Annotated in this window: 18 protein-coding genes; 8 read left to right on the top strand and 10 right to left on the bottom strand. The window is 72.3% G+C overall.

Annotated features, from left to right (window positions below):
* Positions 1-56 precede the first annotated feature (56 nt).
* Positions 57-2402 carry a glycoside hydrolase 5 family protein gene (locus Cco03nite_RS26165; protein ID WP_203694867.1) on the top strand — a complete coding sequence of 782 codons (2346 nt, stop codon included), beginning with the start codon at positions 57-59 and terminating at the stop codon, positions 2400-2402.
* Between the two features lie 94 nt (positions 2403-2496).
* Here Cco03nite_RS26165 and Cco03nite_RS26160 read toward each other — a convergent pair whose 3' ends face one another.
* Positions 2497-2994: an HAD domain-containing protein gene (locus tag Cco03nite_RS26160; protein WP_203694866.1), complete on the bottom strand. Its 498-nt coding sequence runs from the start codon at positions 2992-2994 to the stop codon at positions 2497-2499.
* Positions 2995-3174: 180 nt separating this feature from the next.
* Between Cco03nite_RS26160 and Cco03nite_RS26155 the strand changes: the two genes are divergently transcribed.
* The 3 genes from Cco03nite_RS26155 (at position 3175) to Cco03nite_RS26145 (ending at position 6887) form a co-directional block, all read left to right on the top strand.
* Entirely contained in the window at positions 3175-4614 is a 1440-nt protein-coding gene (locus tag Cco03nite_RS26155) for a hypothetical protein (RefSeq protein ID WP_203694865.1), read from the top strand.
* Positions 4615-4731: 117 nt separating this feature from the next.
* Positions 4732-6189 carry a GGDEF domain-containing protein gene (locus Cco03nite_RS26150; RefSeq protein ID WP_203694864.1) on the top strand — a complete coding sequence of 486 codons (1458 nt, stop codon included), beginning with the start codon at positions 4732-4734 and terminating at the stop codon, positions 6187-6189.
* 17 nt (positions 6190-6206) lie between these two features.
* Positions 6207-6887, top strand: a complete 681-nt coding sequence (locus tag Cco03nite_RS26145) for a DUF1345 domain-containing protein (RefSeq protein WP_203694863.1) — start codon at positions 6207-6209, stop codon at positions 6885-6887.
* A 39-nt stretch (positions 6888-6926) separates the two neighbouring features.
* Here Cco03nite_RS26145 and Cco03nite_RS26140 read toward each other — a convergent pair whose 3' ends face one another.
* From Cco03nite_RS26140 to Cco03nite_RS26130, 3 genes are all read right to left on the bottom strand, one after another.
* A complete protein-coding gene (locus Cco03nite_RS26140; RefSeq protein WP_203694862.1) occupies positions 6927-8093 on the bottom strand; it encodes an endonuclease in 1167 nt (388 codons plus the stop codon).
* A gap of 171 nt (positions 8094-8264) precedes the next feature.
* Positions 8265-9077, bottom strand: coding sequence for a CPBP family intramembrane glutamic endopeptidase (locus tag Cco03nite_RS26135; protein ID WP_203694861.1), 813 nt, complete (start codon positions 9075-9077; stop codon positions 8265-8267).
* Positions 9078-9103: 26 nt separating this feature from the next.
* Positions 9104-10015 (bottom strand): hypothetical protein, encoded by a 912-nt coding sequence (locus Cco03nite_RS26130; protein ID WP_203694860.1) that lies wholly within the window; start codon positions 10013-10015, stop codon positions 9104-9106.
* Between the two features lie 146 nt (positions 10016-10161).
* Between Cco03nite_RS26130 and Cco03nite_RS26125 the strand changes: the two genes are divergently transcribed.
* Both Cco03nite_RS26125 and Cco03nite_RS26120 read left to right on the top strand, forming a co-directional pair.
* Positions 10162-10470 (top strand): hypothetical protein, encoded by a 309-nt coding sequence (locus tag Cco03nite_RS26125; protein ID WP_203694859.1) that lies wholly within the window; start codon positions 10162-10164, stop codon positions 10468-10470.
* Between the two features lie 54 nt (positions 10471-10524).
* Positions 10525-11088: a hypothetical protein gene (locus tag Cco03nite_RS26120; protein WP_203694858.1), complete on the top strand. Its 564-nt coding sequence runs from the start codon at positions 10525-10527 to the stop codon at positions 11086-11088.
* A 79-nt stretch (positions 11089-11167) separates the two neighbouring features.
* On the opposite strand, the gene Cco03nite_RS26115 is transcribed toward Cco03nite_RS26120, so the two are convergent.
* A complete protein-coding gene (locus Cco03nite_RS26115; RefSeq protein WP_203694857.1) occupies positions 11168-11389 on the bottom strand; it encodes a hypothetical protein in 222 nt (73 codons plus the stop codon).
* A 191-nt stretch (positions 11390-11580) separates the two neighbouring features.
* On the opposite strand from Cco03nite_RS26115, the gene Cco03nite_RS26110 reads away from it, so the two are divergent.
* Complete coding sequence (locus tag Cco03nite_RS26110; protein WP_203694856.1) at positions 11581-11871, top strand: hypothetical protein; 291 nt, start codon at positions 11581-11583, stop codon at positions 11869-11871.
* Here the strand turns inward: Cco03nite_RS26110 and Cco03nite_RS26105 are convergent.
* The 5 genes from Cco03nite_RS26105 to Cco03nite_RS26085 form a co-directional block, all read right to left on the bottom strand.
* Positions 11834-13444 carry an MFS transporter gene (locus Cco03nite_RS26105; protein ID WP_203694855.1) on the bottom strand — a complete coding sequence of 537 codons (1611 nt, stop codon included), beginning with the start codon at positions 13442-13444 and terminating at the stop codon, positions 11834-11836. The two genes, Cco03nite_RS26110 and Cco03nite_RS26105, sit on opposite strands and share 38 nt — an antisense overlap.
* Positions 13441-14991 carry a class I adenylate-forming enzyme family protein gene (locus Cco03nite_RS26100; protein ID WP_203694854.1) on the bottom strand — a complete coding sequence of 517 codons (1551 nt, stop codon included), beginning with the start codon at positions 14989-14991 and terminating at the stop codon, positions 13441-13443. The genes Cco03nite_RS26105 and Cco03nite_RS26100 overlap by 4 nt, the downstream gene beginning before the upstream one ends.
* A gap of 86 nt (positions 14992-15077) precedes the next feature.
* Complete coding sequence (locus Cco03nite_RS26095; RefSeq protein ID WP_239167672.1) at positions 15078-15473, bottom strand: hypothetical protein; 396 nt, start codon at positions 15471-15473, stop codon at positions 15078-15080.
* 10 nt (positions 15474-15483) lie between these two features.
* Positions 15484-16995 carry a sodium/solute symporter gene (locus Cco03nite_RS26090; RefSeq protein WP_203694852.1) on the bottom strand — a complete coding sequence of 504 codons (1512 nt, stop codon included), beginning with the start codon at positions 16993-16995 and terminating at the stop codon, positions 15484-15486.
* Positions 16996-17094: 99 nt separating this feature from the next.
* Positions 17095-18039, bottom strand: a complete 945-nt coding sequence (locus Cco03nite_RS26085) for an aminoglycoside phosphotransferase family protein (RefSeq protein WP_203694851.1) — start codon at positions 18037-18039, stop codon at positions 17095-17097.
* Between the two features lie 149 nt (positions 18040-18188).
* Here Cco03nite_RS26085 and Cco03nite_RS26080 point away from each other — a divergent pair.
* On the top strand, positions 18189-18962 hold a 774-nt coding region (locus Cco03nite_RS26080), incomplete at its 3' end, for an RNA-guided endonuclease InsQ/TnpB family protein (RefSeq protein ID WP_203694850.1).

Genomic DNA, 18962 nt, shown 5'->3' with positions numbered 1-18962 from the left:
CCCGGACGCGGCGCTCCCCCCAGAGCACCAGGAGAGACACAGGTAGGAGACCTGGCATGAAAGCTCTTCGGCTCAACCGGCTCACCATCCCGCTCATGATTGCGATGGTCCTCGCCGTGGCACTACCCCTGCTCGTCGGCAACAAGGCGAACGCCGCCCCCGGCTTCGTCACCACCGCCGGCACCAAGTTCATGCTCGACGGCAAGCCGTTCTACGTCGCGGGCACCAACAGCCACTACCTCGGCTGGGGCACCCGCGCCGAGGTCGACTCGATGCTCGGCTACGCCGACGCGAGCAACTACAACGTCGTACGCGGCATCCTGCACTCGGTCATCGGGTCGCTGGACGGCACCACCAAGCCGCACATCTGGAACCCGGCCAGCACCGGCGACGCGTCCAACATGGGCATGCACGGCACGTACCTGATCTACTGGGACACCGCCACCAGCACGTACGCCTTCAACCCGAGCACGACCAACGGGCTGGGCCGCTGGGACTACGTCATCGCGAAGGCCGGGCAGCTCGGCCTGAAGCTCAACATCGCGATGATGGACTTCTGGCAGTGGGCGGGCGGCACCCAGCAGATCAACTCCTGGTACATCCCCGGCTACAACGGCTCGAACCACGCCCAGCGCTACACGTTCTTCTACAGCGACCCCCGCACCAAGCAGCTGTACAAGGACTGGGTCGGCTTCGTGCTCAACCGCACCAACAGCATCACGGGCGTGAAGTACAAGGACGACCCGACGATCTTCGCCTGGGACCTGATGAACGAGCCCGAGGTCAGCTCGGTGTCCCTGGCCCAGGGCTGGTACCAGGAGATGGCGTCCTACATCAAGGCGCAGGGCGCCCAGCAGCTGGTCACCACCGGCAGCGAGGGCTTCTACGGCGGGCAGGCGGGCTCCGACCCGAACACCGAGGCCGCGAACGTGCCGGCGATCGACTTCCAGACCTGGCACACCTACCCGACGTACCACAACATCTCCCCCGCGCAGGTCAACAACCTGATCAACCAGCACTGCGCGACGGCGGTGGCCTCCGGTAAGCCCGTCCTCATGCAGGAGTTCGCCTACCCGGCGCGCAGCGCGGCCGAGAAGGTCACCCGGTCCGGCATCTACAGCGGCTGGGCCGACACGATCTACAACAACAACGACTGCGCCGGCTGGCTGTCCTGGCGGGTCGAGGGCAAGGTCGTGCCCCCGGCGACCAGGCCGCATCCGCAGGACGACACCGTCGACCCGGCCACGTTCATCTGGCCGCCCGACAACGGCGAGGGCTTCTCCATCTACGGCGAACCCGACACGTCCAAGGCGCAGTACGACCCGGCGTACCAGATGTTCGCTACCCAGGCCGCGCGCCTGATCGCCAAGAACGGCGGCGTCCTGCCGTCGTCGCCGCCGCCGTCTCCCCCGGCCTCGCCGTCGCCGTCGCCCAGCGCGTCGCCGCAGCCGCCGGGCACCGTCAACGTCGACGACGCGACCCAGGGCACCGGGCAGAACCAGTGGAACTACAGCGGCTGGAACCACTGCACCGCCTGCAACGAGACCGCCCCGGCGGTGTATTACAACGCCTCGCAGAGCTGGAGCCTCAACAGCGGCGAGACCGCGACGCTGGCGTTCAACGGCACCCGGGTCGTCTACCGGGCCGTGACCGGCTCACACCACGGCATCGCCGCGGTGTCGATCGACGGCGGCGCCGAGGTCAACGTGGACCTGTACGCCGCGGCCAAGACCGGCGACGTGGCGGTCTGGACCAGCCCGGTGCTGGCCGCGGGCAGCCACACGCTGCGGATCCGCAACACCGGCACCAAGAACGCCGCCGCCTCCGGCACGGTCGTCACCCTCGACCGGGCCGTGGTCACCGGCGGGTCCACCACCTCCCCGTCCGCGCCGCCGGCCTCGCCGTCGCCGCAGCCGTCGACCAGCCCGCCGGCCGTCGGCTTCGTCAAGGGGATCAACCTCAACGGACCCGCGGTCGTCGTCGAAGGCAACCAGTGGGTCAGCCAGACCACGGCCCAGTCCACCGGGTTCACCGTGTCCGGCGGCACCGCCCACACCAACACCGTCACGCCCAGCCCGCTGCCCGACGCGGCCACCGTGGACATGCTCCACACCGGCCTGATCGGCACGGACCTGGGCACGATCTCCATGTCGCAGACCGTCGCCAACGGCACCTACCAGGTGTACGTCTGGGAGATGGAGTCGGTGCAGGGCAACACCCGCCGGTTCAACGTCACCCTGGAGGGCATCCTCAAGGCCAGCAACCTCGGTGACCTGGCCCTGGGCCACTGGCGCGAGAACGGCGCGTACACCGTGACGGTGTCCGACGGCGTGCTCGACATCAACGTCACCGGCGCGAACGGCAAGCCCGCCGTCATGGGCCTGGCCATCTACCGCATCTGATCCGGCTCCCGCCTGCGCGGGTCCGCTGGGAAGATCGCCGTCTCCGGTCACGAAGTGAGGTCCGGCCTCACCTTCCGACCGGAGACGGCGATCTTCATCGTTCCAGGGCCGTCAGCCAGTCATGGATGGCGGTGAAGTCGGCGGCCAGCAGGCCCTGGCGCGGGTCGACCCGGTGCAGCAGGGCCCGGCCCGCGTGGTGCGCGGTCACCCAGGCACGGTCATGGTCGGTCAGCTCGTCGTCGACCCAGACGAACGACCGCCCCGCCGCCCAGGCGACCAGCCCGCGCGTCTTCCAGTGCACGCGGCCCGGCGGGTCGTCCTCGTCGTCCGGCCAGTCCACGACCGGCAGCCGCGGCAGGCCGAGCCGTGGCGCGATCACCTCGTTGGCGTCGTCCAGCCACGTCGTGGCCCACACGAGGTCGCACGGCAGCGCGGCCAGCAGGCGGCCGTGTCCGGGATCCAGCCGGGCCAGCAGCGGATGCGCATCGTCCAGCGGCGGCTCCGCGACGGTGGCCGGCACCGTGCCGCCGAACGGGATCAGCGGCCCGTCGACGTCGAGGAAAAGCAGCGGTCGATCCACGAGACCTGGCATCAGCGCACGATAGCCGCCATGGGTCGCCCGCGTGCGTCCCCTCGGCGGCGTCCGCCCGATGTGAAGATCGCCGTTCTCGGTCAACCGGTGAGGTCCGGCCCCGCTTCCCGGCCGGAGACGGCGATCTTCGAGCGCGACCCGAGGACGTTCGACCGGCGTGACGGCATACGCTGCCTGCTCATGAACGTTGACCCGGTCCTGCGCGCGCTGATCCGCAACCCGTCCGCGCCGGAGGAGCTGCTGCGCCGGATCGTCGAGCGGGCCGACCCGTCGGTGAGCCGCCACATCGGCTTCCACCGGGACCTGCCGCTGTCGCTCATCGACACGATGGCGCACCACCCGGCGCCGGAGGTGCGAAGGGCGGTGCTGGGGGTCCGGAACGCACCCCCGGAAACGGTCGCCATGCTGGCCCGCGACCCGGACGCCAAGGTGCGCATGGAGGTGCTCGGCCGGGCCTACGAGTACCTGCCGATCCCCGAGGCCGCCTGGCGCGCGCTCGCCGAGGACCCGCGCCGTGTCGTACGACAGGAGATCGTCGACCTCGAGGACGTGCCCACGGCCGTCAAGCTGCTGCTCGCCGACGACCCCGAGTTCGGTGACCTCGTCGTGCTCCGCCACGGCGCGGCGGCCGACGCGGACGCCGTCTACGAGCGCATCCTCACCGCAGGCGACCCGGCATCGATCATGGTGGCGGCGAAGGCCACCGGCCGCACCCCGCCTCCGCAGGTGATCCCCCGGCTGGTCGCCGACCCCGCCACCAGGGTCGACGCCGCGCGGTTCGACGAGGCCCACGCGGTCCGGCTCGCGCACGACCCGGACGAGCGGGTGCGCCGGCAGCTGGCCGCCGACCGGCAGCTGCCCGCCGCCGCCGCGGAGATCCTCGTGGCCGACGCGGACAAGGCAGTCCGTGAAACGCTCGCGAACAACCCCGCCGCACCCGTTGCCGTGTTGCGACAGCTCGCGGACGAGGACGACCGGTGGATGCGGCTCCGTGTGTTCAGCAACGAGAGCACGCCGGAGGAACTGCTGGCGACCATCGACCTGCCGGTGGCCGGCAACGACCACGTACGGCCGGTCGAGTGGCTGCGGCGCCGGTGCGCGGACATCGAGCTGCAGGCCCGGTACGCCCGGTCGCCTTACGTGATCTTCCGCCGGACCGCCGCGTACTGCCCCCACCTGCCTGCCGACGTGGTGGCCGAACTCGCCGAGGACGACGACTTCGCCGTGCGGCTGCTGCTCGCCGAGCACCACCCCGACGCCCCCGGTGAGCTGCTGGTCCAGGTGGTCCAGGTCTGGGACGGTTACACCACCCCGGCGATGGTGCGCCGCCCGCAGTTCCCCGCCGACGCGCTCGACCGCTTCACCCGCTCCGAGCTGGAACACCACCGGTGGCTGGCCACCTACTCGGACCGGCTGACCGAGGAGCAGCAGGCCCGGCTGCGGGCCGATCCGGTGCCCGCCATCCGCGAGCGGTTCGACCCGGACTTCCCGCCCGCGGCCGAGCTGCGGGCCATGCTCGACGACCCCGATCCGGAGGTCCGCTGCCGCGCCGCCGGGCACCGCAACCTGCCCGTGCCGCTGATGTGGGAGATCTTCGAGTCGGCCGTGCCGACCGGCTGAGGCCGGACGGGCCCGCCGGATGCCGCACACGCGGCGGTGGGCGTCGCCGGAACCCGGCCGCCGGGCAGGTACGCGGCATTAGGCTGGAGATCGATCCGCGGCGGATGGCGGGATGTGATGGGTCCCCGGCTCGGTAAGGGTGTCATCGAGGACGTGGCGCAGGTCGCGGCGGGCTGCGACTCGGTGGCACGCGCCTGCAACGCCGCGGTGTCGGTGCTGCACGGCCACACCGGCGCGGCCGTGGACGTGCTGCTGCTCGGTCCGGGCCAGCTGTCGGTGGTCGCGTTCAGCGGCGCCTGGCAGGCCCCGACCGCGGTGCCGAGCCATTACGGCGTCGTCGGCCACGTGCTGGCCACGGGTCGCCCGGCGGCGATCGACGACGCCTCGATCGCGTACGCGGGCCTGCACGCCGGACGCCCCGTCGGCTCCGTGGTCTGCGCCCCGCTCAGCGCGCGGCCCGACCCGCCCATCGGCGTGGTCAACATCGAGTTCGACCACGTCGTCACCGACCCGGTGCTGTGGGCGGAGGAGCTGGCCGAGGTCGGCCTGCGGCTCCGGCGGCGCATCGACGAGCTGGGCGGCCTGCCCAGCGAGTCCCGGGCCGAGCTGCTGCTGCGCCACACCCTCGGGTTCGCCACCGCGCACAGCGGCGTGCAGCTGGCCGACATGGCCTGCCGCGCCGCGGTCGAACTCACCGGGCTGGGCGGCGCGACGGTCCTGACGCGGCGCGCCACGCCTCGGGGCGAGCCGCAGCACCCGCTCCGGCAGACCGCCGTGTACACCGCCGCCGGGGCGTCCGACCTCCCGACACGCGTCGCCGAACTGCCGCCGGACGTGCTGTCGGCCCTGGTCGACGCGGTCTGCCGGCACGGGGCCTCGCGCACCCTGGGCGACCCGTCCGGCGAGGACGTGCGCGGTTTCGAACCACTGGTGCAGGCCGGGGTGCGCACGCTGCTCGCCTTCCCGGTGCGCGGAACGGCCCCCGACCCGCGGCTGGAGGTGGCGATGCTGGTCATGGACGAGCTGCAGGTGCGTGTCGACGCGGGCACCGTCACCGTGCTGGAGCTGCTGATGGCCAACGCCGCCGAGTGCTACGACCGGCTCGGGGCGCTGCACCAGATGCAGGCCCTCGCCGAGACCGACCCGCTGACGGGGCTGCGCCACGTCGGCCCGTTCACCGAGCGGCTCGCCGCCGCGCGGGCCGGGCGCACCGCGCTGCTGGTCATCGACGTGGACAACTTCAAACAGGTCAACGACCGGCTCGGGCACGCCGCAGGCGACCGGCTGCTCGTGGAGCTGGCCACGGGCATGCGCGACTGCCTGCGCCAGCGCGACGAGCTGTTCCGCGTCGGCGGCGACGAGTTCGTCGCGGTCCTGGAGGTCCGCGACGACGCCGAGGCGATCCGGGTCGCCGACCGGCTGGTCGCCGCGGCACGGGACAGCGGCAGCGCGGTCAGCGTCGGGGTGGCGATGCGCCGGCCCGACGAGCCCGCCGAGGCGACGCTGCGCCGCGCCGACCTGGCCATGTACACCGCCAAGCAGGACCCGCAGTACGCGGTGTGGCCCGCCGAGTGACCGTGGAGACTGGACGCATGCCCGGTGTGCCGTCCCCGACGCTCTACCACCGCTGGCTGGGCTGGCACGCCCCGGCGCTGCGGCGCGCGGCCGTGGTCGCCTGCCTGGGCCTGCTCGCGGGCGGCGCGCTGGCCATGGTCACGTCGTGGGAGCTGGCCGCGATCGGCGGGTGGAACGTGATGGCGCTGACGTTCCTCGCCGCGACCTGGCCGATGATCCTCCGCGCTGACGGCGCGGTGACCCGCAAGGTCGCCGGGCGGGAGGACGAGAGCCGCGGCTCGGCGACCCTGCTGCTGCTCGCGGCTAGCGTGGCCAGCCTGACCGGCGTCTTCGTCGCGCTGCGGCTCGCGGGACTGTCCAGCGGCTCGGCCCGGGGGCTGTTCATCGCGGTCGCGTCGTCGACGGTGCTGGTGTCGTGGGTCGTGGTCAACACGGTGTTCACGCTGCGATACGCGCACCTGTACTTCCGCGCGCCGGGCGGCGGCATCCAGTTCGGCTCGGAGCAGTCCGACCAGCCGGACTACCGGGACTTCGCGTACGTGGCGTTCACCATCGGGATGACCTACCAGGTGTCGGACACGACGCTGCGGGACCGGCGGGTACGGCGGACGGTGCTGGTGCACGCGCTGGTGGCGTACCTGTTCGGGGTGGTCATCGTGGCGGGCGCCATCAACCTCATCGCGGGCCTGGTCCGCTGACCCGCGGCGTCAACTGGTGCGGGCGGGCCGGGACGCCGGTCAGCCCCAGATCGCCGTCGCCCACTCCGGGTGGTCGATGAACGGGTTGCGGTTGCCCTGCCAGCTGTCGAAGATGACCTGGTTGCGGCGCTTCTCGAAGGCGTCCGGCGGGTCCTGCAGGTTCCACTGGAGCAGCACCGACAGCTTGCCGAGGTAGGGCACCGACCCGTTGCTGGTCGAGTTGTTCAGTTCCAGGTTCGGCCAGCCGTCCTCGCCCTCGTACCGGATGGCCATGTACATCAGCATCCGGGCGACGTCGCCCTTGACCGCGTTGCGCGGCTCCCACGAGTCGGTGTCGGTGAAGTTGCCGGGCGCTTCGCCCACCGCGGAGCCGCCGAGGTCGAAGTCCTTGTTGCCGCGGGTGGAGTTGACCGTGACGTCCTCCGGCCGCAGGTGGTGCAGGTCGGTGCCGGGGCCGGTCGCGGTGCCGAAGTCGCCGTGCGACTGCGCCCAGACGTGCTCGCGGTTCCAGTCGTCGACCCCGCCGCCGTTGCTCGTCTTGCTCTGCGAGCGCCCGCTGTAGATGAGGATGACGTTGCCGGCGTTGTTGGGGTCCTGGTCGGTCGCCTTCAGCCCTTCCCACACCTGCGCGTACGTGATCTTCGTCTGCACCTTGATGATGTTGTGCAGCGCGGTGCGCAGCGCCGGCCCGGTCTTGCCGAGCGCGCTCGCGTAGTACGTCGGGTCGTACGGTCCGCTCGACGCGCTCGGCGCGGGCGACGGGGTCGAGCCGCCGCCGAGGCTCATCGCGGTCGGGTCCTTGAGCCCGCCGTGGGAGAAGTACGCCGTGAGCGTCCCGGTGACGGTCACCTGCCGGCCCATCAGCCCGGGGTTGCTCTGCAGCCCGAACGCGCTGCGGTAGGCCGCGGTGACCTGCACGTACAGCATGCGGGAGGTGCTCGACTCGGCGGCCGAGTCGGCGATGGCGATCGCCGTGTCGCCGGTGAACCCGGACTTGATGACCGTGTTCGTCGCGGTCGGCTGCCCGACGATGTAACCGAGCACGGTGGCGGAGCGGCCGTCCTGTGCGGACAGTGCCGCCGCCACGGTCAGCGGGGCCGCCGCCGAAGCTGACATGGTGGCGACGCCCGTGGCGACGGCGACCGCGGCGGCCAGCGCGACGGCGAGCCGCTTGCCGCCGACGGAAGTCAGCTTCGACATATTCATGGCCAGAATGCTATGGGTCGCCGCGCGCGGGCAGAAGAGGCGAGCTGTCGTATCAAGACAGTTCACTCTCCCCGGACAGCGTTCGCACTGCTCCGTGGGCCATTCCAGTTTGGTCATAACGGGGTTGGGGGCGTCGCCGGCTACGGTCGACGCCCCCTCACCGGGCGGGTGTCACGGCATGACGCCCAGGATCAGGGCGATGGTGCCGATCGTGGCCATCAGCAGGCAGGTGCCGGGGTGCATGCCGATCGACACCCGGAGGTCGTGCTTGCGCCAGACCAGCCAGACCGCAGGGAACATGAACACGACCTTCGACAGCACGGTCCACGGCGCCCAGAAGTGGTACACCGAGAACAGGACCGTGTTGAGCACCGGCGCCGCCCAGCGCAGGTGGGCGATGCGGGGCAGCAGGAACCCGCGGAAGTAGTACTCCTCGATCAGGGGCAGGGTGAACCCGGTCAGCGGCAGGCAGATCAGCATCGTGACGACCACGCGCGTGTGCGAGTACCCGTCGATGTAGGTGGTGGCGCTGCCGCCCGCGCCCTCGAACGGGATCCAGGTGAAGAAGTTGTCGAAGACGAGGTCGTCCAGCGGGGTCAGCGCCAGGGACACCACCGTCATCCACACGATCAGCCCGGCGATCACGGCGATGATCTTCCCTCGCGGGATCGGCCTGTCCAGGTACGCCACCACCGGGCGCAGCGAGAACCGGCCGCTGCGCAGCCGGCCCAGCCACAGCAGGCCGAACTGGACCGGTGCGAGCACCACGACCAGCGCGATCGCCCAGGCCAGGAAGATCGGGTAGTCGATCGCCTTGACGAAGGGTTCGGCCAGGAACAGGTAGGCGGCGACGATCAGGACGCCGGGCACCAGGTGCAGCGCGATCGACAGCGGAACGGAGTGCCGGTCGGCGAGCAGCAGCTCGACGAAGCGGTTCGGGCGGGCGGGTTTCGCCGCGGCGGTGAGGGTCTGCGTGTTCTCCATGCCGCACAGAGTCGGCCCGGCGCCTTTCACCGCCCCGTCATGCCGCTGACGTGATGGCTCCAGCCGCCGGTGACCAGGTCCAGCGTCACCTCGTGCGGCATGACCTCCGGCAGCGCCTGTCCGAGCCGCCAGCGGGCGGCCGTCGGCGCGAGCGCCAGCGTGACCCGTTCCCCCGGGCACACCTGCGCCACCTTGCCCACCCAGGTGCCGGCGATGCCCAGCAGCTCGGCGGCGAGCGCCACCGGCGGCTGCGTCACCGTGACGGCGACCTCCGTGTCCTCGCCCTCCGCGTCGCGCTCGTCCAGCAGGCCCGCGCCGGCCCGCAGGGCCAGCAGTCGGGCCAGCAGCCGCGGCGCGAACCCGGCCGAGGTCGTCTCGACGTACACGTAGCAGTCGTCGTGCCCGTTGAAGTACAGACCCGCGCCCGGCGCCTGCGGCACCAGCGGCCCGGTCCGGAGGTCGTGGGTGTTGACCGCCAGCGCCAGCTCCTCCACCCGGGTCGGCGTCAGCGGCTCGGCCACGTCCAGGATCTCGATGTCGTACGGGTACCACCCGTCGAGGAACCGCGCCATCCGCGCCCAGGGCATCACCAGCAGGTCGCCGGAGGCGTACCGGGCCACCGCCCAGCGGATGTCGTGGACGTCGACGTCGACGCCCTGCTCCCGGGCGATCCGCTCGAGCGGCGCCTGCCGGTGGTCGTCGGCCGGCCAGCTGTTCGTGCCCACGTTCAGCACCACGGCGTGGCCCCGGGCGTACGCGGCGAACAGGTCCACGAGCTCGGAGACGCTCGCGGCGGCGGCGTCGACGCAGTGCACCCCGTCTGCGGACGAGACGGCGAACGACAGCGGGAACGGCAGCGAGCCCGCACGGCTCCACAGGCCGTTGACCCGGAACGCCGCGAACCGGTCCACCCGGATCGGGCCGCCCTGCTCGGTCATCGGCACCGGACCTCTCGCGGGTCGCGCGGCATCGGTGCAGTGTAGGCGGGGCGACCGGGCTGTCGACCACCGGCCGGCGAGCAGTGTCGGCAAGGAGGTCCGCGGCGGGCCGGTCGCGGAGACAATGGTGGCGGAGGGGAGTGATCGTGTCGATCGGGCAGGGAACGCTGCGGGTGACGCTGGCCTACCCGTTCCTCACCCGGGTGTACCGGCGGAGCACGCCGAGGTTCAGCATCGACGGGGTGGACCAGCTCGTCCAGGGCTGGGGCACCCACACCGTGGCCGTCGCCGCCGGTCCGCACCGGATCGCGGTGCAGGTCGTCCCGAAGGACGGCGACCCCTTCGGCCGGGCCGAGGCGGGCGCCGTCGTCGAGCTGGGCGCCCAGACGGTCGTGGAGTACCGCGCGCCGCGTTTCCGCCGCTCGGGCACGATCACGATCGTCAGATCGGTGTAGCCGGCCGCGGGACACGTTTGACGCCGTGGACGGTGATCACTATGGTCACGGCTCATGTCCTTCCTCTCGGGCCTGTTCGGCGGCGGCGGAACGCCCCCCGCCCTCCCCTACCCCGCGGACTCCCCGGAGGGACTCGCCGCACGCTGGGTGCGGTGGGCCGCCGGGACCCCCATGGAGCGGAACCCGATCGCCGACCCCGTCGGCAACTACGCCGACGCCCAGCAGCCCGACGACGTGTGGTTCCTCGCCGGAACCTTCGGAACCTCGGTCGTCCGGCACTGCACCGTGCCGTTCGGGCGTGCGCTGTTCTTCCCCGCGTTCAACATGTGGCACCACAAACCGCAGGGTCCGCCACCGCACCTGCCGCGCGCCTGGGGCAGGCTGACGGTCGACGACACCCCGATCGACCTGGACGTCGTCGCGACACCGGTCCCCTTCACCGTCACCGGCGCGGCAGGCAACCCGGTGACCGGGACCAGGCGGCCCGTCGCGATGACCGTCTGGGGGCACTGGAAGCGGCTGGACCCGCTCTGGCACGGCGCCCACACCGTGGCGTTCAGCGGCGGCGACGGCCACCGCTTCACCGTCTCGGCGACCTACCGGATCACCGTGCGGTAGCGTCCGCGGGATCCCTCGCGGGAGAGGCTTGACCTTGGTGGGTGCGGGCCGGCCGACGCTGCCGGCCGGCCCGCGCGCACTACTTGGCGTCGGTCAGGTCGACGATGGCCCGGGCAGCCCGGAAGTAGGGGCTGCGGCCCAGCTCGCCGATCGTCTTGACGCCCAGGGCGTCCTTGATGTGCTCGGCGGCACGCTCGCTCACACCGGCGAGCGCGGCGACCGGCGCGTTGACGATCTCCTCCAGGGACTTGTCCTGGTACTCCTTGTCCAGCAGCTTGGCGAGGTCGGCGGAAACCGGCATGGCAACTCCTTCGGTGTCGGTGGCCCGGTGGGGTGCCGGACGCACACTGAGATCCTTTCACTACCGTCGCGAGCGCCGCCGATCGGCCCGTAATGGACGGTACGGGCCGATCAGGAACCAGCTCGCCAGCGGTCGATGTGGCAGATTTCGTGATTCCTACATGCCAGGATTGACCCGGAAGGGGAGGTTGTATGTACGCGACGGTACGTCGTTATGAAGGAGTGGCCGACCCCGGCGAGGCGGCGCGGCGGGTGAAGGAGGGCTTCGTCCCGATCATCAGCGCCGTGCCGGGCCTGCTCGCCTACTACTGGGTCGACGCCGGCAACGGTGTGATGGTGTCCACGAGCGTCTTCGCGAGCCGGGACGGCGCGGACGAGTCGAACAGGATGGCCGCGGACTGGGTGCGGGAGAACCTGGCCGCGCTGCTGCCGAACCCGCCCCAGATCACCGCCGGGGAGGTCGTGGCCGACTGGGCCCGGTGAGCTCGGTGGCCGGCGGCACGGGCTGCGGCACGACGCGGTCCGGCGGGCGGACGCTCCCGCACTCCAGCCGGGCGAGCCTCGCCTGCGCGTCGGCGAGCAGCGCCCGCAGCCGTTCCGCCTCGGCCTGTGCCTGCTCGCGCTCGCCGGCGACGATGCGCTCCGCGGCGGCGTACGCCTCGGGGACCTCCAGCGCGCCGACGGTGCGCAGCGCCGCGGCCGGGTCGAGTTCGCGCGGCGCGGCCAGCTCCACCCGGCCCCGGGTCGCCAGGACCCGCCAGGTCCCGTCGGCGTACGCCAGCGTCACCGTCAACGGCGGCACGGTCTCCGGCACGTCGAACGCGGTGCTCGTGTCGTCGAGCCGCCGCCAGGTCCGATACCCGAACACCGGGCTCGACGTCGCCGCCAGCAGGACCAGCCCGCACACCAGCAAGCCGGCGGTCAGCCCCGCCCCCTGGGCCAGCCACCCGCCGACCAGGCTCCCGACCGGCAGTCCCGCGTACGCGAACGCCGCCGCCAGCCCGAACACCCGCGCCTGGTAGGCGACCGGCACCCGCTGGTACAGCACCGCCCCGATGATCGGGTTGACCGCCGCCAGCCCGACCCCGGACAGGAACAGCACCGCCACCACCACGGGCAGCTCGTCGGTGAACGCCAGCACCAGCATGCGCGGCGCCCCGCCGACCAGGTATCCGGCCGTCAGGGTCAGGTACCGGGGCAGCCGCTCGGCCATGGCCGTGAACGCGACGTTGCCGACCACGGCCCCCAGCGCGAACGACCCGAACACCACGCCCAGCCCCGCCGGTGTGCCCAGCCGCTGGCTGACCCACAGCGGCACGAACACCACCTGGTGCGCCTGGGTGGCCAGGTTGCTGACGAACAGCATCACCAGCACGCCCAGGATCAGCCGGTCGTGCCTGAGGTAGCCGAACCCGCCCCGCAGCGATTCCAGGTACGGCTCCCGCGGGGCGGGCTCGTCCGGAGGAACCACCGGCGGCATCCGCACCAGCGCCGCGACGATCAGCCCCGACGCCGCGAACGTGGCGGCGTCCACGCCCAGCACGGTCAGCGGGTCCGTCCACGCGATGAGCAGCCCGCCGACCGGCGCCCCGATGAGTGTCGTCAACCGGCCGATGCCGTCGTACAGGCCGGTGACCCGGGTCGTCTCCGCGCCCGCCTGCTCGATCATCGGGCGCAGCAGCACGGCCCGCGCCCGGTCGCTGAGCCCGCGCAGCCCGCCCGCGACGGCGACGAGCACCAGCAGCGCCCCGAACCCGAGGTCGCGGTAGCCGAGCACGAGGCCCGTCAGCGCGACGGCGCTGAGCAGGTCGGCGTCGACGGTGACCCGCCACGCGCCGAGCCGGTCGATCCACGGTGCGCCGAGCACGCCGACGGCGACGTACGGGACCATCTCGGCGGCGGCGACCAGGCCCATCATGGTGGGGCTGCCGGTGTCGACGAGCACGAGCCACGGCAGCGCCACGAAGGTCATCTTCGTGCCGACCTGGGAGATCGTCTCGGCGAGCAGCACACCGACGAGGCCGCCGCGGCGGCGCGGGAGAGCCGCGCCGGTCACGCCGTGGCCGGGGCCGCGGCCAGGTAGCGGGCCCGCAGCTCCTTCTTGTCGATCTTGCCCATCGCGGTGAGCGGCAGGCTGTCGACGAACTCGACGGTGCGCGGGGCCCACATCTCGTTGAGCTCCGCGATGACGAAGTCGCGCACCTCGCCGGGGGTGACCTCGGCCCCGGGCTCGACGACGGCGTACGCGTGCACGGCCTCGCCGGTGTCGTCGGCCGGCACGCCGATGACGGCCGCCGCGCGGACCTGCGGGTGCGCGACGAGCGCGTCCTCGACGGGGCGGGTGTAGATGTTCGTGGACCCGTACCCGGTGATGATCATGTCTTTGAGGCGGTCGACCAGGAACAGGTAACCGTCGGCGTCGAGGCGGCCGACGTCGCCGGTGCGCAGCCAGCCGCCGGACAGCGTCTGCGCGGTCAGGCCGGGCTCGCCGAAGTAGCCGTCCATCATCAGGCTGCCGTTGATCCACACCTCGCCGGTCTCCCCGGCGGCCAGGGCCGTGCCGTCGGCGGCGCGGATCTCCACGCGCATGTCCCCGAACGGCAGCCCGCACGAGCCGAGCCGTTCCGGGTGCGCCGGATCGATCGTGAGGTTCGGCTGCGCGGTGATGAACGGCGCCTCGGTCATGCCGTACACCGGACGCAGCACCGGGCCGAACCGTTCGACCGCCTGGGCCAGCCGGGCCGGGGCGGCGGCGCTGCCGCCGCACGAGATCATCCGCAGGCTGGACGTGTCGGTGCCGGCCAGCCGGGGATCGTCGAGCAGCTGGTAGAGCAGCGGCGGCGGGAGCAGGATGCTGGTGATCCGGTCCCGGGTGATCGCGTCGAGGAACGGCTGCGTGTCGTACTTGTCGTGCATGACCAGGGTGCCGCCGGTGAACAGCGTCATCAGCACCGGCACCTGCGCGCTGACGTGCCAGAACGCGGACACGGCGAGGTGGCGTAGGTGGTGCTGGCCGGAGGCGGTCCAGTGGTCGGAGAACAGCATCAGGGTCTGGAAGAACGAGTGCCGGTGCAGCACCAGCTTCGGCGTGCCGGTCGTGCCACCGGTCTGGAACAGCGAGTGCGGCTCCGCCTCCGGGCCGTCCCGGCCGATCGGCGGCTCGCCGGACAGCGGGCGGGCCAGCAGGTCGGGCCCGAGCCCACCGCCGCCGAAGCACAGCACCGACAGGTGCGGCACCTCCGCCAGCAGCTCACGGCCGAGCTGGTCGTGGGTCCGCGCGTCGTAGACGAACACGTCGGCCTCGGCCAGGCGCAGGAACTCGACCCGGTGCCGGTGCGGCGCCGACGGGATCATCCACACCGAACGGCAGCCCAGCAGGTGCAGACCGAGCTGCAGGAAGATCGCCTCGTGCGGGTTGCCGACCAGGATCGCCACCGAGGTGCCCGCGTGCACCCCCTGCTCGTGCAGGGCGCTCGCCATGGTCACCACGGCCGTGCGCAGCTCCCGATAGGTCAGGGTGCGGCCGGGGGCGCGGATGGCCTCGGCGTCCCCGTATCCGGCGAACTGGTCCAGCGCACGCCACACGTAACTGCGGGCTGCCACGTCGTTGTCCACAGCCGAGGCCCCTTCTGCGAGGTCAGAAGGGTCACAGTAGCGGCGGTCGGTCAGCGCGTCTAGATCTTTCGATGTCACTGCGGCGACAGCTCGGAGCCGGTGACGCGTTCGGCGGGGCGGCCGACGAGCGCGGCGAAGTCGGCCTCGTTGCGTTCGGCGAGCCGGGTGTAGACCAGGCCGGCCCCGGCCAGGAACGGGAACGACACGACGCCCAGCAGCAGCCAGGGCAGCGGCATCCCGGCCACGGCCACGTGGGTGCCGGCGGGCCACAGGCTGAACAGCAGCGGCAGCCCGCCCAGCGCGACCGCGACGACCGCGGCCAGCCGCAGCGCGAGCCCGAGCTGCACCCGCATCAGTTCCCGCACCAGCGCGTCACCCATCGGGGTCTGCTCGACCAGCTCGTCGTGCGCCCCCGGGCGCGGCCGGACGCGGCGGTGCGCGGCGAGGTCGACCCGTACCCGATCACTCACGGCAGCCACGCTACAACCGCGATGTTTCGGATCTGCGCTGCGTTTCCGGGCTGTGCAGGGTCTCCGGCGCGTGCAGGCGCAGCAGCATCGCGCCGACCGCCCCGGGCACCCGCCGCCGGGTCGCCAGCGACACCGACACCATCACCGCGAACGCCAGCGGCACCGTCCACGCGGCGGGCTGCGCCAGCAGGTCCGCGGCCAGGCCCGGCGCGGGCGGCAGGAAGATCGTCCACAGTACGGCGACGACGGCGCTGCCGCCCCCGGCCAGGATGCCCGCGGCCGCGCCCGCTGCGGTCAGCCCTCGCCACCAGATGCCGAGCACCAGCATCGGGCAGAAACTCGACGCGGCCACCGCGAACGCCAGCCCGACCACCTGCGACACGTTCAGCCCGTGCACGGCCAGCGCCAGGCCCGTCGGCACCGCGCCCGCGAACAGCGCCGCCGCCCGGAACAGCGGCAGCGGCCCCCACCCGGCCAGCCGCCCCCGGCCCAGCACGTCGTTGGCGAGCACCCCGGCGACGCTGGTGAGCAGCCCGTTCGAGGTGGACAGGAACGCGGCGAACGCGCCCGCGGCGACCAGCGCCCCGAGCACGTCGGCGGCCAGTCCCGGCCCGAGCGCGGCCGCGGGCAGCAGCAGCACGACGGTGTCGTTGCGGCCGGTGGCCAGCTCGGGGGTGTAGACCCGGCCGAGCACCCCGTACACGGTCGGGAACAGGTAGAACAGGCCGACCAGGCCGAGCACGATGGTGGTGGTGCGCCGGGCCGAGCCGCCGTCGGGGTTGGTGTAGAACCGGGCCAGCACATGCGGCAGCCCCATGGTGCCCAGGAACGTCGCCAGGATCAGCGAATAGGTCGCGACCATGCCGCCCGCCGGGGCCAGCCACGCGTCGTCGACCGGGATCGCCGGCCGCCCGTCGTCGTTCCACCTGGCCAGCAGGAAGAACGCGGGCACCGCGATCGCCGTCAGCTTCAGCCAGTACTGGAACGCCTGCACGTACGTCGCCGAGCGCATTCCGCCGAACGCGACGTTGCCGGTCACCACCGCGCCGACCAGCACCACCCCGACCCAGCTCGGCGCACCGGTGACGATCCGGAACGTCAGCCCCGCCCCCTGCAACTGCGGCAGCAGGTAGAACCACCCGATGAACAGCACGAACGCCGTCGCCAGCCGCCGCAGCCGGGGCGAGGCGAGCCGGGCCTCGCAGAAGTCCGGCAGCGTGAACGCCCCCGACCGCCGCAGCGGCGCGGCCACGAACAGCAGCAGCGCCAGATACCCGGCCGCGAACCCGACCGGATACCACAGCATCTGCGCCCCGTACGCCAGGATCAGCCCGGCGACCCCGAGGAAGCTCGCCGCCGACAGGTACTCCCCGCCGATCGCCGCCGCGTTCTGCGTCGGACTCACCATCCGCGAAGCGACCAGCAGATCCGACGTCCCCCGCACCAGCCGGATCCCCCACGCGCCGATGGCGACCGTCGCCACGGTGACGGTCGCGATCGCGAACAGCGCGTAAGCATTCACAGCCGCCGGATCCTACACCGCGAAGGAAGGGCACCTTGCAAACCGGATACGTAGAGCAAGGGCACCTTCTTAACCTCGTACCTGCCCTGAACTGGGCGGTCAGGGTGCGGTTTCGAGGCGCGCGCGCAGCCAGCGCAGGCACGCCTCGCCCTGGGCGCGCTGGAAGGCTCGGACCGTCGGCAGGCCCGGCGGTGGGGGTTTGCGGCAGGCGTCGAGGAAGTAGCCGGTCATCCCGGCCAGCAGCCCGGTCAGGTCGTCCGGGCGCGCGCCCAGCGGGACGGCGTACGCGCGCAGCAGCGCATCCACGTCGTGGCCGCCGAACAGGTTCACGTTGACCATCAGCATCGCGGTGTCCAGCCAGGCCGGACCGACGCACGCCCACGGCCAGTCGACCACGGTGACCGTGCCGTCCGGGCCGACGAGCAGGTTGTCCGCGCGCAGATCGGTGTGCGCGACCGTGTCGCCCGCCAGCGCCGCCACCCCCGCCGCCCCGAGTGCGACCAGCTCCGGCAGGCGCGCGGCAGCCCACGGGTCGAGGTCGTCCGGCACCTCGTCGGCAAGGCGCTGCCAGCCGGACAGGTCCTCGCCGAGCAGCTCGGCCACGGTGGGCAGCTGCGGCATCGGGCACGGGGTCGTGCTCGCCGCCAGCGCGCGCAACGTGGCGAGCACGGCGTCGAGCTCGGCCGCGACCCAGGGGGTGACGGGGTGCCGGCCCTCGACGTCCTGCAGCACGAGCGCGACCCAGTCGCCGTCGTCGAAGGAGCCGAGCAGCCGCGGCGCGGGCACGCCCGGCGGCAGGGCCGCGGTGATCAGCGCCTCCTGCCGGTACAGCTCCGCCGAACGCTGGTTCTGCGCGGGGCTGACGGCCTTGACGAAGGCACGGCCGCCGCCGGCGGTGCGGACCCGGTCGGCGGTGCCGGGCGAGAAGCCGCCCCGCTGCGACACCGCTGCCACGACCCGGTCGCCGAGTATCGCCTCCACCGCTGCCTGGACGTGCTCCGGCACGTCAGCCCACCCGATACGCACCCCGCTGGCCAGTGTCATCTGATTCCTTCCGTGGATACTGCGACCTTCAGGCCGGAGAGGAAACGGAACCCCTGCGCAGCAGGACAGGCAAAGCCGATCAGCCGTCGAGGCGGACCAGCGTCGACCCGAGCCCTGCGGCCGATCGGTGTCCGTTTAGGATCCGAACCGTGTCCAGGACCGTGAAGCGTGCGTTCAGGTTCCGCTTCTACCCGACCGACGCGCAGGCAACTGAGCTGTCGCGGACGTTCGGGTGCGTCCGGCTGGTCTACAACATGGCCCTGCAGGCCCGGACCGAAGCGTGGACCCAGCGCCAGGAGCGGATCAACTACAACGCGACCTCGGCCCTGCTCACCGCGTGGAAGAAGACCGATGATCTGGCGTTCCTCAGCGAGGTCTCGTCCGTGCCGCTGCAGCAGGCGCTGCGTCACCTGCAGACCGCCTACACCAACTTCTGGGCAAAACGCGCCAGGCACCCCACGTTCAAGTCCAAGAAGCGCTCGCGCCGGTCGGCGGAGTACACCGCCAGCGCGTTCCGGTGGCGCGACGGCCGGCTGACCCTGGCCAAGATGACCGAACCCCTCGACGTCGTGTGGTCGCGGCCGCTGCCCGACGGTGCGTCGCCGTCGACGGTGACCGTCTCGTGCGACGCGGCCGGACGCTGGTTCGTGTCCCTGCTCTGCGACGACATGATCGCCCAGGCCCCCGCCACGGGCCGGGTCGGGATCGACGCCGGGATCGACAGCCTGCTCACCCTGTCCACCGGCGAGAAGATCACCAATCCTCGGCATGAGCAGGCTGACCGGCAGCGGCTGGCCCGCGCGCAACGCAACCTGGCCCGCAAGCAGAAGAGCTCGGCCAACCGCGCCAAGGCCCGGATCGCCGTCGCCCGGATCCACGCCCGGATAGCCGACCGTAGGCGCGACCATCTGCATAAACTGACG

It is taken from the genome of Catellatospora coxensis (genome assembly GCF_016862635.1).
Lineage (GTDB): Bacteria > Actinomycetota > Actinomycetes > Mycobacteriales > Micromonosporaceae > Catellatospora > Catellatospora coxensis.
The sequence above is the reverse complement of the archived record's forward strand: the minus strand, read 5'-3'. Positions and strand labels throughout refer to the sequence as shown.